General features: G+C 60.3%; 16 protein-coding genes. 4 read left to right on the top strand and 12 right to left on the bottom strand.

Annotated features, from left to right (window positions below; genetic code table 11):
• Positions 1 to 61: 61 nt before the first annotated feature.
• Positions 62 to 1,756, top strand: a complete 1,695-nt coding sequence (locus FE781_RS04890; protein ID WP_246068043.1) for a cache domain-containing sensor histidine kinase — start codon at positions 62 to 64, stop codon at positions 1,754 to 1,756.
• Positions 1,757 to 1,877: 121 nt separating this feature from the next.
• On the opposite strand, the gene FE781_RS04885 is transcribed toward FE781_RS04890, so the two are convergent.
• From FE781_RS04885 to FE781_RS04875, 3 genes are all read right to left on the bottom strand, one after another.
• The gene (locus FE781_RS04885; RefSeq protein WP_138788472.1) at positions 1,878 to 3,062 is read right to left on the bottom strand and encodes a levoglucosan dehydrogenase; all 1,185 of its coding nucleotides are present in this window, start codon (positions 3,060 to 3,062) and stop codon (positions 1,878 to 1,880) included.
• Between the two features lie 32 nt (positions 3,063 to 3,094).
• Complete coding sequence (locus tag FE781_RS04880; protein WP_138788471.1) at positions 3,095 to 4,297, bottom strand: substrate-binding domain-containing protein; 1,203 nt, start codon at positions 4,295 to 4,297, stop codon at positions 3,095 to 3,097.
• 445 nt (positions 4,298 to 4,742) lie between these two features.
• Positions 4,743 to 5,303, bottom strand: coding sequence for a hypothetical protein (locus FE781_RS04875; protein ID WP_138788470.1), 561 nt, complete (start codon positions 5,301 to 5,303; stop codon positions 4,743 to 4,745).
• A 243-nt stretch (positions 5,304 to 5,546) separates the two neighbouring features.
• On the opposite strand from FE781_RS04875, the gene FE781_RS04870 reads away from it, so the two are divergent.
• Positions 5,547 to 6,545 carry an LLM class flavin-dependent oxidoreductase gene (locus tag FE781_RS04870; RefSeq protein ID WP_138788469.1) on the top strand — a complete coding sequence of 333 codons (999 nt, stop codon included), beginning with the start codon at positions 5,547 to 5,549 and terminating at the stop codon, positions 6,543 to 6,545.
• Positions 6,546 to 6,725: 180 nt separating this feature from the next.
• Complete coding sequence (locus tag FE781_RS04865) at positions 6,726 to 7,541, top strand: hypothetical protein (protein WP_138788468.1); 816 nt, start codon at positions 6,726 to 6,728, stop codon at positions 7,539 to 7,541.
• Positions 7,542 to 7,656: 115 nt separating this feature from the next.
• Here the strand turns inward: FE781_RS04865 and FE781_RS04860 are convergent, their stop codons facing one another.
• Complete coding sequence (locus FE781_RS04860; RefSeq protein WP_138788467.1) at positions 7,657 to 8,397, bottom strand: IclR family transcriptional regulator; 741 nt, start codon at positions 8,395 to 8,397, stop codon at positions 7,657 to 7,659.
• 501 nt (positions 8,398 to 8,898) lie between these two features.
• Here FE781_RS04860 and FE781_RS04855 point away from each other — a divergent pair.
• Entirely contained in the window at positions 8,899 to 9,852 is a 954-nt protein-coding gene (locus FE781_RS04855) for an alpha/beta hydrolase (protein ID WP_246068042.1), read from the top strand.
• 164 nt (positions 9,853 to 10,016) lie between these two features.
• Here FE781_RS04855 and folE read toward each other — a convergent pair whose 3' ends face one another.
• The 8 genes from folE to FE781_RS04815 form a co-directional block, all read right to left on the bottom strand.
• Entirely contained in the window at positions 10,017 to 10,610 is a 594-nt protein-coding gene (folE, locus tag FE781_RS04850) for a GTP cyclohydrolase I FolE (protein ID WP_138788465.1), read from the bottom strand.
• 20 nt (positions 10,611 to 10,630) lie between these two features.
• Entirely contained in the window at positions 10,631 to 10,894 is a 264-nt protein-coding gene (locus FE781_RS04845; RefSeq protein ID WP_138788512.1) for a YneF family protein, read from the bottom strand.
• Positions 10,895 to 11,029: 135 nt separating this feature from the next.
• Positions 11,030 to 12,061, bottom strand: a complete 1,032-nt coding sequence (locus FE781_RS04840; protein WP_138788464.1) for an HD-GYP domain-containing protein — start codon at positions 12,059 to 12,061, stop codon at positions 11,030 to 11,032.
• A 32-nt stretch (positions 12,062 to 12,093) separates the two neighbouring features.
• On the bottom strand, positions 12,094 to 12,645 hold the full coding sequence (locus FE781_RS04835; RefSeq protein WP_246068041.1) for a methylated-DNA--[protein]-cysteine S-methyltransferase: 552 nt from the start codon (positions 12,643 to 12,645) through the stop codon (positions 12,094 to 12,096).
• Positions 12,646 to 12,813: 168 nt separating this feature from the next.
• Positions 12,814 to 13,998 carry a tRNA epoxyqueuosine(34) reductase QueG gene (gene queG / locus FE781_RS04830; RefSeq protein ID WP_138788463.1) on the bottom strand — a complete coding sequence of 395 codons (1,185 nt, stop codon included), beginning with the start codon at positions 13,996 to 13,998 and terminating at the stop codon, positions 12,814 to 12,816.
• 232 nt (positions 13,999 to 14,230) lie between these two features.
• The gene (rnhA, locus tag FE781_RS04825; RefSeq protein ID WP_211346301.1) at positions 14,231 to 14,674 is read right to left on the bottom strand and encodes a ribonuclease HI; all 444 of its coding nucleotides are present in this window, start codon (positions 14,672 to 14,674) and stop codon (positions 14,231 to 14,233) included.
• Between the two features lie 41 nt (positions 14,675 to 14,715).
• A complete protein-coding gene (locus FE781_RS04820; RefSeq protein WP_138788462.1) occupies positions 14,716 to 15,279 on the bottom strand; it encodes a DUF402 domain-containing protein in 564 nt (187 codons plus the stop codon).
• A 139-nt stretch (positions 15,280 to 15,418) separates the two neighbouring features.
• Entirely contained in the window at positions 15,419 to 15,841 is a 423-nt protein-coding gene (locus tag FE781_RS04815; RefSeq protein ID WP_211346300.1) for a GNAT family N-acetyltransferase, read from the bottom strand.
• Positions 15,842 to 16,080 lie beyond the last annotated feature (239 nt).

The raw sequence follows: 16,080 nt of genomic DNA, 5'->3' as shown, positions 1-16,080 counted from the left end.
GCTGCTCATATTAATATCCATTATCCCGATTTCATTGGTCAGCTACAGCTCGGAGTATTTTATGTTCCGCTCCAGCACGGAATATTCCGCGTCGATCTCGACGCAATACGTGGAATTCGTCTCCAAGGAGCTGTCCGACTATCTGCAAAACTTAAACGAATCGTTCGACAGTCTCTTTATCAACGCCAGCTTTCGCGATTTTCTGGATACCCGGCCCGATCAATTGTCCGAGCAGGCCGATGAAATGATCCGCTTCCGCCCCATTGTCCGGAACTCGCTGCAATTCCATCCCGAAGTGCTGGGCGTTTTGTATGTCGACCGGCTCGGGAAAGTGTATTTCGATTCGTACCAGAAGCAGTTGGACCCTTCGTATTCCTTCGGGACGGACAAGCTGTACCAGGCTTCCTTCTCCAACAACAAGCCGGCGCTGACCGCTCCGCATCCGTTGCCTTATATTTTGTACAACGATGCGCACGTATTCTCTTATATCCGGCCGATTTTGAATACGGATACAGGCCGGACGGAAGCGTTGTTCATCATGGAGATTCACGAAGACAAAATAAAGCGCATGCTCAGCAGCAACCAGAAGGATCAGGTCGGCCAAGTCATCCTGTATCACGAGCAAGACGGCACAGCCGTCTCCGAGACGCCCGTGCCTTCCGGTTTGATGCGCGATTTTCAGCAGGCCCGGCTGCAGGCTCCCGACGGCGGCAAGCAACTGTTGTTCACATCGGACAACATCGAATATCAGGCGATCTATACGGAGCTTCCGGACACCCATTGGAAGCTCGTATGGGCCGCTCCGCTCAGCAGCATCAACAAAGGGGTGCGGCAGACGTACCAGTTGACGCTGCTGATTGCGGCCATCAGCCTCGTCACCGCATTGATCATCGCGTTCCCCGTCATGAGCGGCATCCTTCGGCCGCTGTACAGACTGAAAAAAGGCATGCAAAGCCTCGGCCGCGGCGTCTACGTGCCCGTGCCGATGAAGCACAACCACGACGAGATCGGATTTTTGATCCAGAGCTACAACCAGACGCTCGAAAAATTGCAGTTCATGGAACGGGAAGTGTACCAGGCCAACATGAGAGAAAAGGAGCGCGAGCTGCTGCAGCTTCAGGCCCAGATCAACCCTCACTTCCTGTTCAACACCCTGGAGACGATCGAATCCTACGCGGTCCGCAACAACGGCGAAGCGGTCGGCGATATGGTGCAATCCGTTTCCCGCATGATGAGATACACCATTCGCAATGACGACGGATGGGCGTCGCTGCGGGAGGAAATCGCCTACATCCGCAATTTCCTGACCATCCATTACTACCGGAACGGAAAGGACGTTCGCGCGCGGTTCGAGATCGACCCCCCCGAGCTTCTCGACGTTCAGGTTGTCAAGCTCAGCATTCAGCCTTTTATCGAGAACGCGATCAAATACGGCTGGAGTCCGAATATGAGCACCGAGCAGTTCCATCTCACCGTCAGCGTGCAGGCTCAGGACTCGTTTATCGACGTATCGATCCGCGATACGGGAACCGGAATACCGGCCGACGTGCTGGAGAAGCTTCGCCAGCTCATCGCCGGAAAAGGAGAATCCAAGGACCCTTATTTCCGCAAGCATACCGGCATACTCAACACGTACCGCAGGTTGATTCTGGTCTACGGCGAGGAGTTGCAGTTCCGTGTCGAGAGCGAGCCGGGGCGAGGCACGGAGTTTTCATTCCGGATTCCGTACCCGGCCAAACAGCGGGAGCCGGCATAGATAGGGCTCATGATATCAGCCGGCTTCCAGCCGCCTGTCCGGCGCGCAGGACGGAAACAAGAGGTAACCGGTTGGCTACCTCTTGTTTCCGTTGCGGCTCCCGCGGCGCCCGACCGGCGAATCAGGGAGTGGCCGGCTGTTGCTCGGCGGTGTTCACCCACCGGCCGCTGCTTGCCGATTCCAGGATGGCGTCGCAAATGACATGAATCCGGTACCCGTCGTGGAAGTTCGGCGAAACCTCCGTGTCGTGGACGATAGCGGAGATGAAGTCGTGCGCTTCGATAATTTTCGTCTCGCCGTAACCGATGCCCAATGCCGGAATCGGCCACAACGCCGGGCCGTTCGGATGGGCCGGACCGGTATAAATCGTCCGGAACCCTCGCCTGTCGTCCGGATCGTCGGAGAAGCAGACCTGAAGCTCGTCGCGGCGTTCATAATTGAAATACAGGGAGCCTTTGTCGCCGTGGATCTCGAACGTAAGGAAGTTGTTCCGTCCCCATGCGTTGCGTGTCGCTTCCAGACTGCCGACGGCTCCGTTCTCGAACCGAAGCAGCGTGATGATCTCATCGTCCACGTCAACGGGCGCTTTCTTCACGTCTCCCGTAGACTTCACGGTTCCGAGCTTGTCGACGGGACCGGAGGAAACCGGGCGTTCCTTAATCCACGTGTTGGCCATGCCCATGACCGCGGTAATTTCCCCGACCAGATAACGGGCGAGATCGATGACATGCGTGCCGATATCCCCAAGCGTGCCCGAACCGGCTATATCCTTGCGGAAACGCCAGGACAACGGGGCGTTCGGGTCCGCCGACCAATCCTGCAGATACGTGCCGCGGAAGTTCAACATGCGGCCGATCGCGCCTTCTTCGATATATTTCTTCGCAAGCGTGACGGCCGGCGTGCGGCGGTAGTTAAACGCCACCATATGCTTGACCCCGGCTTCGTTTGCGGCATCCAGCATCCGCTTCGCTTCTTCCGTGGTCCGCGCCAGCGGCTTTTCGGAGAGGATATGCTTTCCGGCCTTTGCCGCCGCGATGGCCATTTCGGCATGCGTATTGTTCGGCGTCACGATATCGACGATGTCGATGTTCGGGTCCTCGATCACCTTCCTCCAATCGGTCGCCCAAGATTCAAACCCGTACCTTGCCGCTGCATCCCGGGCCAGTTCTTCATTGATGTCCACAACGGTCTTGCGAAACGGAACGGCCGGAGCCGGCCAGAAAAACATCGGCATTCCCGCATAAGCCAGCGAATGCGCCTTTCCCATAAAACCTCCGCCGATCATTCCCACGTTTAACGTACGCATCACGTTGTCTCCTTTACAGCAAGATAAATGATTTACTTCGCGGCATCCCGGAGCGATGCCGGCGCATCCGAATGGTAGACGGTCTTCCACGACTCCAGAATATTGTCCCGATTCACCTGCAGGGACGGAACGGCCACATACGGCGGCGTTTCTTTGCCCAACAGGGCATAGGCGGCCAATATCGCTTCCGCGACGCCCTGATCGTAAGGCAGTTGAGCGCCGAGCCCTTTCATCATCCCGCCTTTGGCGATATCCAGCGCCACGTTCATGCCCAAGTCGATCGTGGCGACGGCCAAATCCGTTCTTCCCGCGGATCGCGCGGCGGCGAGCGCGCCCTCCGCCGGCACATCCCATACGACGAACAACCCCTTCAGGTTCGGATGTTTCGTCAGCATGGCCGCCGCCACCTTTTCGCCGTCATTCGGGCCGGTGATGCCTCCGCGGGCAATAATTTTGATATTCGGATACTCGCTTCGGATCGTGTTCTCGAAAGCTTCGGTTCTTTGTTTTGTAACGAAAAAGTCCGCATCGTGGAAGATCACGCCGACTTCGCCTTCTCCGCCGACAGCTTTCGCCAATATATGGGCGGCTTCAACCCCGTTGCCGTAGTTGTCGGCGGAGACGACGCTGACGTAGTCCTTGCCCGCCTCAAGTCCGGCGGCCTTATTGTCCATGAATACGATCTTTACGCCCTGCGAGGCCGCCTTCTTGAAGACGCTTGCCGTCGAGACCGCATCGACCGGGATGCCGACCAGAATGTCCGGTTTTTTGGCGAGGATCGTCTCGATGTTGGCTACCTGCGTCTCCGCTTTAAAGTTCGCATCGGTCGTGGCGACGATTTCGATGTTCATCTTGGCGAACGTGTCCTGGAGTCCCTTCAATTGCGCCGCCGACCAGTCGTTGCCCGCGTAATGCATGGAGACCGCGGCCTTGTAGCGGCCGGCCTTGATCTTGGCAAGCTCTTCATCCGTCAATTGCAGCGTTTTGGCGGAAACGGCGCTTTCGCCGTCCGGGCCTTTGCTCAAAATTTCTTTGTCCGGCAACGCCTGGTTGATCGCGATCGGACCTTCCGATCCCCCGGAAGCGGCGGTCGGGCCATCGGCTGCCAGGTTATTCTGCGCGGATGATCCCGCATCCGCGGTGTTGCCGGCGCCGCCGGCGGCCGAACCGCAAGCGGCCAGACTCAAGCTGAACACCAGCCATAAAGCGATTGCTGCATACGAAGTTCTTCTCATGGCTAAAGCCCCCATCCGTGACTTGCAAGAAGTCATATTGTCGCCATTCTGGCAATACCGTGCCGCGGAGCATGGCAAGCCAACGTCGCTCGTCCTGCATTTTCTTGTCCAATCCGGGCAAGCTCTCTTGAAGCGGCATCACCTCCGCTGTCCGGCGGTCGCGATCGGGCGTCTTCCTGCCGGATTTGCCTCTGCATGCGCGTGCCTACGCCGGATAAAAAGTCGGGCGCTTTATTGTAAGCGTCTTCAATAGAGTGTAAAGAAGTTCCGGACGGAAAACCGGGGAATAATTTAACTTCGCATGCGGAATTTTTTAGTCTTGTCCCGACCCGCACAAAAAAGCCCGACGGCTCAAGCCGCCGGGCCGTTCTTCGGTTGTTCGCCTGAAGCGCCAGCTTGTCAAAATCGTCGAGCCGCCGCGGATGCGCGCCGGACCGTTGTCGCGTCAGTCCAGCAGCCCCGCGCAATACGCCAGCAGCGCTTTTATCTCCAGCCGCTGAATCTCTCTCAGGACGGATTCCGTCCCCGCGTCCTTCTCCGTCCCGGCGCGGCTCATATGCCTCTCCACGGCGTCGATGAAGACGAACGGCTGCCACCGGGCCGCCCCGGCGATCGACTCCAGCTTGCCTTTTACGTCCGCTTCGGCCACTTGCGCCAAGCCGCCGGCGCGCAAATATTCCGCCGCGGCCCGCTGAACGTCCGCGTAAGCCGGATGGTCGGACACCCGATGAAACCAATAGCGGGCGTTGTCGTAATCCGGCTCCATCCGGTGCATCAACCCGTGCCAGTAGCTTCCCGTGCGGTCGGGCAGTTCTTGGGCCAGCTCATGCGACCGCTCCAGGCTTTCGTTCCAGAGATGCAGCCCGGCCTTGACGGCGCGCCAAGCGCCTTCCTCTGGCAGCTCCGCGATGTCGCGGTCGAGTTCCTCGTTCCAGATTCTCTCCGGCGCCAGAGAAGGCCGGTGTCCGCTTAACGTTCCAATCCATTGGCCAATCCGCTCGATCATGGTAAAATCCCGCCTTCGTCAAGTATGATGCGCTTCATCCGATTTTCGGGGCCTGATTCATTCGCAAAGCCGGCCGCCGTTTGATCCGTCCAGGGCTTTCCCGTGCCGCAGCCACTCGTTGCCCGATCCCGATGCGGCTCCCGTCCCGGCAGTCCTGCGGCGGCCATGCGTTTGATGGGCGGCGCGGCGAGGAGTACAATGACGGAAGAACATCCAACTTTCAACGAACGGAGGAATGACTCCATGAACCTGCCGCTCTCCATCCTCGACCTCGTTCCGATCGGCTCCGGCTATTCCAGCGCGGAGTCTTACCGCATGGCGGTCCGCTTGGCGCAGCAGGCCGAACGGCTCGGCTATTCACGCGTCTGGTATGCGGAGCACCACGGCATGCCGGGGGTCGCCAGCACGACGCCGGCCGTGCTGATCGCCCATGTCGCCGCCCAGACGTCGCGCATCCGTCTCGGCTCCGGCGGCGTGATGCTGCCGAACCATTCTTCGCTGGCCGTTGCGGAATCCTTCCGCATGCTGGAGGCGCTCTATCCCGACCGGATCGATCTCGGCATCGGCCGCGCGCCGGGAACGGACCCCGCCACGGCCCGGGCGCTCCGAGGCGCCAACTCCGCCTACGGAGCGGAGCGTTTTCCCGAACAGATCAACGAACTGATCGCGTTCGCGGAAGGCATCCATCCGGTGAAGGCCACGCCCGAGGACGTCGCCGTCCCTCCGATCTGGCTGCTCGGCTCCAGCGATTACAGCGCCAAGCTGGCGGCGCGGCTCGGCTTGGGCTTCTCATTCGCCGCCCACTTCAGCCCGAACGGCGCGTCCGAGCCCATGCGCGCCTATCGCGAAGGCTTCCAGCCTTCGGCTTATCTGAGCAAGCCGTATGCCATTCTCACCGTGTCGGCGGTTTGCGCGGAGACGGACGAGCAGGCCGACCGCCTCGCCAGCTCGATGGATCTCCAATGGGTGAAGCTTCAGCGCGGCGAGCACGGACCGTTGCCGTCTCCGGAGGAAGCGATGTCCTACGATTACTCGCCGATCGAGCGCATGCACGTGCAGGCTTACCGCGCGCTCAGCTTTATCGGCACGCCGGACAAGGTTCTGGCGGGCATCGCCAAGCTGGCGGAAGAGACGAAGGCCGACGAGGTGATGATCTCGACGATGGTGCACGGGCACGAAGAGCGGCTCCGCTCGTTCGAACTGATCGCCGAGGCTCTGGGGCTGCCGCGCGGCAGACAATAAAGCGCGAGCCGCGGCCATACACCGGCCGGCCTCGCGGCGCCGCTGCCGCCTTATCGCTCCTTCTCTCCGCCCGGACCGCAAAACTCCCGCACTTGTCCCGGTATATTTGTCCGGGACCAAGCCGGGTTGTCCACCCATACATTGGAGCAACTGCCGATAAGCGAGAAGGAGGCGATACACATGCAGCTTGAGCTTGGCAAGCCGGAGGACCTGAGAAAGCTGCGGACGTACGGGGACAGCTCCGTTTCCGCCGTGTTGGTCAGCGGATGCCTGGAATACGCCGACGGCCTGATCGGGCATGTCCGCGAGCTGTACCGCGTGACGCGCCACCTGGGGATCGTCTGCGTGCTTGCGCCTTACGCCCACTCAGCCGCGTTTGCCGGACATCCCGCCAGCCGGACGGCGTTCAACGAATATACGCCGCAAGCGTTCACCGGCGTCGCGTACCGTTATTCCTCGGGATTTCCCCGGGAGCTGCCGGCCGTGAGCGCGCCGCTCCTCCGAGATGGCGCCAGCCTCGATCTGCGGCTGCTGCGCATGGAGTACTTTTATTTTCCGCCGTTCCACGACCGTTTGTACTCCGACGCCGACCGGGAGCATCTCCGGGTTACGCAATGGAATGTCGTCAGCCATATTCTTTACCATTTCGCGCCGGTCAAGCAACCCGTCGATCCCGGCGAGCTGCATCGGCTCGCGACGGGACCGCTCCCGGAACCCGCCGCCGTTCGGACGCTTCGGCACAGCCATCCGCAAGCCGTCGTGCTTGGAACGGACGGCTTCACGCTCGCGCCCGTTTCGGGGACCGAGCCGGTTCCCGGGAAGCCGCTGGCCGCTGAGTCCGAGGGCGCTCCGACGTTTGACTCCGACGACGATTACGGTCTGCCGATTGATTCCGACGGCGACTACGCTCTCCCGTCGCCGAGTCGGAGGCGCCCGCCGCGCCGCAGAGCGGCCTCCCGAAGCCCCGACGGCAAAGGGCGCACCCGCAAGCGTTAAGCCTGCGCGCGGGAGCCCTTGCGCGCAGCCCGCACCGGCGCGTACCGCCGGCTTCGCGCAAACCGAAGAAAAACCGGGGCCGCGGCCGAATCCGGCGACGCGGCCCTGCGTATCTTCAGCGGAGCATCATGCTCATGCGTTTGGCCGCCTCCATGATCGCTTGCGCGTGCCCGGCCACCTGATCGGGGAAAAACCGGCTGACCGGCCCCGACACGGACAACGCCGCCACAAGCCGGCGGCCCCGGTTGAAGATTGGCGCCGCCACCGCGGCCGCTCCCGGTTCTCGTTCCTCCATGCTGGTCGCATAGCCGATGCGGCGGATTTCCTCCAATTGGCGGACGAAGGCGTCCCGGTCCGTATGGCTCCAATCGAGCTCGGACAGCAGCTTCTCCCGGACCGCTTCCTCTTCGAAGGCGATCAGCACTTTACTCGAAGCGCCGACGTTAAGCGGCAGCCGTGCCCCCACCGGGGCGACCCGGCGAACGGCCTGATTGCTCTGCACCGCCTGAATGCGGACGCGCTCCAGATCGTCGCGCACGTACAAGCTGATCGTCTCCCCGACGATATCGCGGAGTCGTTCCATCTCGGGAAGCAGCAAAATGCCGGGGTCGTCGTCCCTCGACAGATTCGACGACAGCTCCCAGACGCGGTAGCCCAGCCGGTATTTGTCGGTCGCCGGATCGCGCTGGAGGAAGCCCTTGCCCTCCAGCGAGGCGAGCAGCCGATACGACGTGCTCTTGTGCAAGCCGACCTTGGCGGACAGCTCCGTCAACGTTAATTCGCTGGCTTCCGTAAAGCACAGCAGCAGATCAAGCGCCCGTTCGACGGCGCGTACGGTCGGTTTTCCATCTTCCATCTCGCAGTTCCCCTTTATGCGGACAAGGTTGCCCCGCCGCATAAGAATCCCCGCAGTTTCACCAAGTGAAACCGTGTTATACCCAGTATAAACGAACGGATGCGGGGAGTAAAGCAGAAATCCGGAACCCTGCGGAATGCCGGCCCTTGTCTGACGCCCGAATTCCGCCGCGTTTATGCCGCGCGGGACCAATTTCCCATTGCGACAAAAACCGCCTTCCGGTTTCCCCCGGCAAGGCTCGTTTTATTGCGATTCGATTGCCTATGTTACAGCTATATTACGCTTGGTTTACAAGTTGCCGAACCGCATTGACGGGACTTCTCGACCTCCATAGAATGGGTCTATAGACGATTTTTCGACAAACTCGACGCCGGACAGGAGGGACTCCCGATGAATATGTCAACGGCTCATCCAAGCGAAGGCCTATTTTCAAACTCGGCATCTGTAAGCGTTTCCATAAATCCTCCGAGAAAACGCGCCTCCTCCGGGTCCCGGCTTCTGATGTGGATCGCAGTAGTCCTCGTGGCGCTTGTTGCGGCCCCCGCTATCGGATTCCACGCTTACGTCGCCTGGATACTGGCGCGGCCCGACCCGATCCCGCTGTCCTCCAATCCGATGGCCGCTCACGGGCTGGCCTACGAAGACGTCACGTTTCCTGCCGTCGGCTACCCCTCCAGGCTTGAAGGCTGGTATGTCCCTGCCGGCAACAGCAAACGGACGATCGTATTCTCGCACGGCTACGGCGCCAACCGCGAGGAGTATTGGGTGCCGATGCTCGATCTGACCAAGGCTGTCCACCAATTGGGGTACAACGCGCTGTTGTTCGATTACGGCTACGTCTACAACGAGAAGCAGCCCGTAACGGCGGGCGTGATCGAGACGCGCGAGCTGCTTGGGGCGATCCAATTCGCCAAGGAGAAGGGAGCCGAGGAGATATTCGTGTGGGGATTCTCGATGGGCGCGGGCATCGCGCTGCAGGCCGCATTGCAGACCGACGATTTGTCGGGCATGCTGCTGGACAGCACCTTCCTGCTGACCGCCGACACGCTGTACCACAATCTGCGCCAGTACGTCAACCTGCCCCGTTTCCCGTCCGTGTACCTGATCAAATGGTTTTTCCCGATGCTGAACGGGGTCAGCCTGCAGGAAATTCCGACGGAGCGGGTGCTCTCCACCACTTACGATATTCCGATCTACATGATGCACGGCAAGCTGGACGACAAAGCGCCGTTCGAGCTGGCGGAGAAGCTCGCAGCCAATCAGTCCTCCCATGAAGCCAGCGGCTTGTGGCTGGTGCCGGACGGCTATCACGAGCTGCTGTTCCGCTATCACAAAAAGGAGTATATGAGCCGCGTCGTCCAATTTCTCAACGCCGTATCCGGCGATACCCGGCCGGTGCGCGCGCCGTCCGGCGTCATCTCGGCGGAAGCGGAAGGTTCCGCGGAACCGGCGTGAACGGCGGCGTCAGGAAGCCCCCGGCCGGCCTGACCGTTGCTCCGGTCCGATCGCCCGCTCGCCGGCCCGTCTCAAGGCCGCTCCTCCCGGCAAAAGAGCCCTTCCGTCCGCCGCCAAGCGGAAGAAAGGGCTCTTTATTGTACGGCGGCGTTGCGATGCCGTGTTCAGCGGTTCAGCAAAGACATGAACTCCGCCCGCAGGGCCGCGTTGTCTCGGAAGGAGCCGCGCACCGCCGAGGTGACGGTTTTGCTGCCCGGCTTCTTCACGCCGCGCGCGCACATGCACAAGTGCTCGCCTTCGACGACGACGATTACGCCGTGCGGCTTCAGCTCGCGCTCCAGAATATCCGCGATGTCCGACGTGATGCGCTCCTGCACCTGCAGCCTGCGGGTGATCGCCTCCACCAGGCGGGCGAACTTGCTCAGCCCCGCGATGCGGCCGCTCGGAATGTAGCCGACGTGCACCTTGCCGAAGAACGGCGCCATATGATGCTCGCATTGGCTGTAGTACACGATGTCCTTGATGATCACCAGTTCCTCGTGATCCTCGTCGAACGTCACGCCCAGCACATCCTTCGGATCGACCGAATATCCCGCGAATATTTCCTCGTACATCCGCACGACTCTGGCCGGCGTATCCAACAGCCCTTCCCGGTCGACGTCCTCGCCGATCAACCGCAAAATTTCGCGGACATGGTGTTCGAGCTGCTCGCGGTTTCGATCGACCATCACGTTCCTATAGTCTTTTGCTCCAGCCATAACCGTCTCCCCGTCCCGATTTATTTGAACTTGCGCGGTCCCTGCTGCTTCTGGTTGCGGCTCATCATTTGCTGGGCTTGGCGAAGCTGCCGGTCGTTCAAGTTGTACCCCATCTTTTTCGCCATTTCCCGCAGTTTATTCGGGTCCTTCATCAATTGCTGCATCATTTCCGGATTGTTCTGCATGTTCTCCAGTTGCTTCCGCAGGTAGAACACGCCGATGAAAAAACCTCCGGCGAGACCCGCAATCAGGGCCAACACCGCGGTCAACACATAGGTCCACATGGACGTCACGCCCTCTCGTCTCCGCATAATCGATGCGGCTGCCGCAGGCAGCCACGCCTATCATACCACGCGCCGCGCGCCAAAAACAAATGGATCTCCATCGCGCCCAGCGCGCCGGAGATCCGGTAGCAGCCGTCAACCGAGCACCTGCTCGATAAAAACGGTCGGATGTTTGGCCAGATCGATCTCCTTGGCCTCCCAGTCGTCCTGCCTGTCCGTCCGGATGACCCGCACGATCGGCCGGCCCGGCAACCCCCGGTGCTGCCCGACGACAACGCCCGTCTCCTTGGTCGACAAGCGGACCGACGTTCCGTTCGGATAAACCGAGATGATGCGGAGGAACTGAATAACCGCCTCGCGGTCGAGCTTCGTCCCCGCCATCGCGCTTACCATCTCGCAAGCCTCGTGCGGCAGCCTGCGCGCGCCCGTCTTCGGATCGTACACCAGATTGTCGTATGTATTCGCGACCGCGACGATCTTCGCATAGAGATGAATCTGGTCGTCGGGCAGTCCGCGGGGGACGCCTTGCCCGTCCGGCTGCTCGTGATGCTGGAACGCCACGTGGGCGATCAGCAGATTCAGCTCCCGCTTTTGCTTAAGCAGGTCGAATCCCCGCCACGTGTGATGGAGCTTCGGATCATCGGACCGGTCGTCCGCGATCATCTCCACCTTGCCGATATCGTGCAGAAGCGCTCCGATCGTCAGCTCCTTCAGTTGGATCTGGTTCAACTGCATGTTCATTCCGATCAGGGCGGACATCATCGCCACGTTCGTCGCATGCACGAACATCTCGTTTTCCCGCGTCCGGATGTCCGTAAGCTGCACCAGCACCTCTTTGTTCCGGAGGACGTCCTCGAGAATCTGATCGACGCTTACGCTTATGGCTCTCGTGTTAAACTCCTTGCCCGAACGGATCGCGTTCATCGTCTCGCTCATCCGCTTCATGACGACGAGCTTCGTCTCGTCGGAGAGCAGCTCCGGCATATCCGCCGCTTCGTCCGCTTCATCCTTGATGTAAAGCATCGTCACGCCGACGCGCCGCAGCGTGCTGATCATCGACACCGTCAGTTGAACGCCTTCGTTCAGCAGTACCGTTCCGTTATGGGAAAAAATCGTCCGGCCCAAATATTGTCCCGGCTCCACGGAATCGATGTTGACATATCTCATGCAAGTCACTCCAGGATCAGGATCGCATTCCCTTAATGTTTATATCGGCCGGCTTCCAGCTCCAGTAAATACGCTTTCCGGTCCAGCCCGCCGCCGTATCCGACCGGAGATCCGTCGGAGCCGATGATCCGATGGCACGGAATTACGATCGGAAGCGGATTTTTGTTGTTTGCGCCGCCCACCGCCCGCACCGCGCGAGGATTGCCGACGGCGGAGGCGATATCGGCGTAGGACCGCGTCTCGCCGTATGGCACGTTCCGGAGCGCGGACCAGACGGCCAACTGAAAAGGCGTTCCCCTCGGGTCGAGCGCGAGAGCGAATTCCCGCCGGGTCCCCTCGAAGTATTCCCGGAGCTGCAACAGCTCGTCCGCCAGCGCGGATTCGTCCTCCAGCCATCCTTCCGCTTCGCGGACACGGCGGCCGGCCCAGTCCCGCAGCCAAGCTTCCCGGTCGGAGAAAGCGCCGAACTCGATATGGCACAACCCCAGGGCGCTTTTGACCAGGGTCAGCGGGCCGATCGGGCTGTCCATTTGCGCGTAACGAAGGGGCAACCGTTCGGCCGATGAGTCGGAAGTCGATTTCACGTCGCTATCTCCCTTTGCCGCAACATTTATCCAGTTGAAGCCATTATATCACAAAGCGGCAAGAATGCGACGCATTTCGACAACCCCGTGCAATCCGGTTCGGCAGGATATCGCGCCGATAACGGCATCAGACCGCCCGGCGGACGGTCTGATCATGTCGCGGACAGGTCAACCGTCCGTCGCTTTTTTATGTTCGCGCTTGGGTCTTGGCGCGCTTGCCTTCGCAATCGCGCGCCCGATCTCGCCTTGGACGACCTCGTCGCTTTCGCGTTCGGCCGCTTCCCGCAGGGCGGCCAGCGCTTCTTCTCCGCCGATCTCCCCGAGCGACCAGGCGGCCGAACCGCGCAGCTCCGGACGCGGGTCCTCGCGCAGCACGCGGACCAGCTCCGGCACGGCCGTGCGGTCGCGGAAGTTTCCGAGCGCCAATACCGCATTGCGCTGGATCGGCTTTTTGCCGCGCCACGCGGCGGCGCTGCGGCCGAACTTCTCCTTGAATTCCTTGTTCGATATCGACAGCAGCGGCAGCAGCAGAGGCTTGACCACCTCGGGATCGGGCCGCATTTCCTCATGGAACTCGAAGTGAATCCCCCGGTTCACCGGGCAGACGATTTGACACGTATCGCACCCGTACAACCGATTGCCGATTTTTTTCTTGTATTCGTCGGGCAGATGGCCTTTCGTCTGCGTCAAAAACGAGAGGCACCGCTTGGCATCCAGTTCGCCCGGGCCGACGAGCGCTCCCGTCGGACACGCGTCGATGCAGATCGTGCAGTCGCCGCACGATTCGGTAACCGGCTTGTCGGGCGGCAGCGGCAAATCCGTGATCATCTCGCCCAGATACACCCACGATCCGAATTCCGGCGTAATCATCGAGCAGTTGGAGCCGCTCCAGCCGATGCCGGCACGCTCCGCCACCGCCCGGTCCGACAGAACGCCCGTATCCACCATGCTGACGATCCGCGCCTCGGGCACGCGCTCGCGTATCCAGGCTTCGAGGTTGGCCAACCGGTTGCGCAGCACCTGGTGATAGTCGGCGCCCCAAGCAGAGCGGGACAGGATGCCCCGGTACGCGCCGGGCTCCGACTTGGGCGGATTGCGCAGTTTCGTCGGATACGCCAGCGCGATGGAGATGATCGACTTCGCTCCCGGCAACGTCAATTCCGGGCGGGTGCGCTTGTCCAGATCCGGCTCCTCGAAGCCGGATTCGCGCCCCAGCTCCCGATGCCGCTCCAGCCGCTCCCTGAGCTCGAGAAAAGGATCGGCCGACGCGACGCCGATTTTATCGATGCCGAGCGCAGGCGCGGCGGCCTTCATTTCTTCCTTGAGCTTCAGCCAGCGGTCCGCGTCCGGCATGCCCGATCCCCTCCTTTCCGTTCTATTTGCGGCGGCAACCCGCCGTGCAATGCAACGGCACTTTTTCCCGCTGCGCTTGTCCGCCCGCCACACCCCGCGGTGCGAAGAAACGGCTCCATGCCTTGATTCCAAGGATGATCGCCGTTTCTAACAGGGCGGTATGGGCCGAACGGACAAAGTGTCCGGCTGCCTCCCGCAGGCAGACAACCTCCCCTGCGGCTGCCGGAACCGCTCACCCCTTGCCCAGCGTTCGGATCGCTTCGCGGGCCAATTGGTCGCAGCGGTTGTTCCATTCGTTGTCGCTGTGCCCTTTTACTTTAATATATTCGACTTGATGTTTCTCCATAAGCTTCAAGAGCGTTTTCCACAAATCCTGATTCTCGACCGGCTGTCCCTTGCTGTTGATCCATCCGTTGCGCAGCCAGCCCTTCACCCAATTCTGCTTGAAGCCGTTGACCAGGTAAGCGGAGTCGCTGTACAGCCGGATCCTGCACGGTTCCTTCAACACCGAGATCGCTTCGATCGCCGCCAGCAGCTCCATCCGGTTGTTGGTGGTGCGGGGCTCCGCGCCCGACATCTCCTTGCGCTTGTCTTTGTAGAACAGGATGGCGCCCCAGCCTCCGGGGCCCGGATTGCCGGAACAGGCTCCATCCGTATACATATCCACTTGCTTCAAACGCGGCAACCTCCCTGTTTGTATCCCCGCCTGCGAAGCGCTCAAGGAGCCGGCTCGTCCGGCTTCCGGTTGTCCAGCCACCAGCGGTACGCGGCCCGCACCTCCGGCTCCCGAAACGGCGCCTGCTGGAGCTCGATCCGCCGCATCAGCGAGTCGAGCCCGGCCTGCACTTTGCGTTCCACCTCGGGATGGTAGTGGTAGATCCGCTTGTGGCGCTCATACTCGTCCTGATCGACCACCTGCACCGAGCCGTCGGCGGCCACGATTACGTCCAGATCGTAATCGATGTACGTAATGACCCCTTCGGATACGTAAGCCGGAGATGCGATATTGCAATAAAAGCGCGTGCCCGTATCCTCGAGCAGCGCCACGACGTTAAACCATTCACCCCGCGGAAAAAAAACGACGGACGGAATACGGCTGACCCATTCGTGTCCGTCCGCCTCCACGATTCGGGTCTGGCAATTCACAAGCACCGCCGCGCATGCGTTTACGATGGACTCCGATAGCGCCTCCGGCGGGAGCTGCCAGTTCTCCAGCCACATCCGGTGCAGATGTCCGTTATGCTTGAAGCTTTTTATTACGATCGGAGTCATCCCGCTCATCCGCATTATCCTTTCCCGCCTGCGGCGAAACCAGTAACACAAGCTATACCAATAGAAAAACATATCTGCTGACCGAATGCAACGCGAACCGGACATTCGGAGCCGATATGTTTCCATAACGGGTATCCGTCAGGGGGCTTCACCCGCTGACGATGCTGAGTCTGTCGTACGAACGGAAGAAATCTTCGGAATGGTATCCTGCCGATTCATACAGCGGAAGGATCGGTTCGTTGTGATTGTCGACCGTCACGTATATTTTACTGACCTTGCGGTTCTCGAACCGTTCGCGAAGCTTATGGATAAGAGCCGTGCCGATGCCTTGGCGCTGATAGCCTCTGGCTACGGCGATCCGGTAATAGTAACCTTGATTCTTGTCGATCGTCCCGATGATCACGCCGACCGGTCGATCGTCCGTCTCGGCGACAATCACGAGATCGCTGTCCCATGACAACTGCCTGCCAAATGCCTCCATCGTCGTTTCGAAGCATGCTTCACTCAATACGTCCCGAAACAGCTCGATAATGTGCGGGTAATCAGACAATCGGAAGGAACGCAATTTCATAGGCCAGCTCTCCTTGCACAGTCAAGAAATAGGCGATGATTACATCCGCCGAGACATACTTATTTCGACACAAACCGTTCAAATCCTCCCGAATTATCGAAAAAACTTAAAAAAATCTCAATAAATTCTCCATATTCTCCTGAAAGCGCTTAATTTTAAGCGCTTACACGTTTCGACAATTGCGATGACTCATTTTAGGAACAGCGGCTTATACTACAGGAGGCGCGGAAGATCAAGTT

It is taken from the genome of Paenibacillus thermoaerophilus (genome assembly GCF_005938195.1).
In the GTDB taxonomy this organism is placed as follows: domain Bacteria; phylum Bacillota; class Bacilli; order Paenibacillales; family Reconciliibacillaceae; genus Paenibacillus_W; species Paenibacillus_W thermoaerophilus.
Note: the sequence above shows the minus strand (reverse complement) of the source record. Positions and strands in the feature narration are given on the sequence as shown.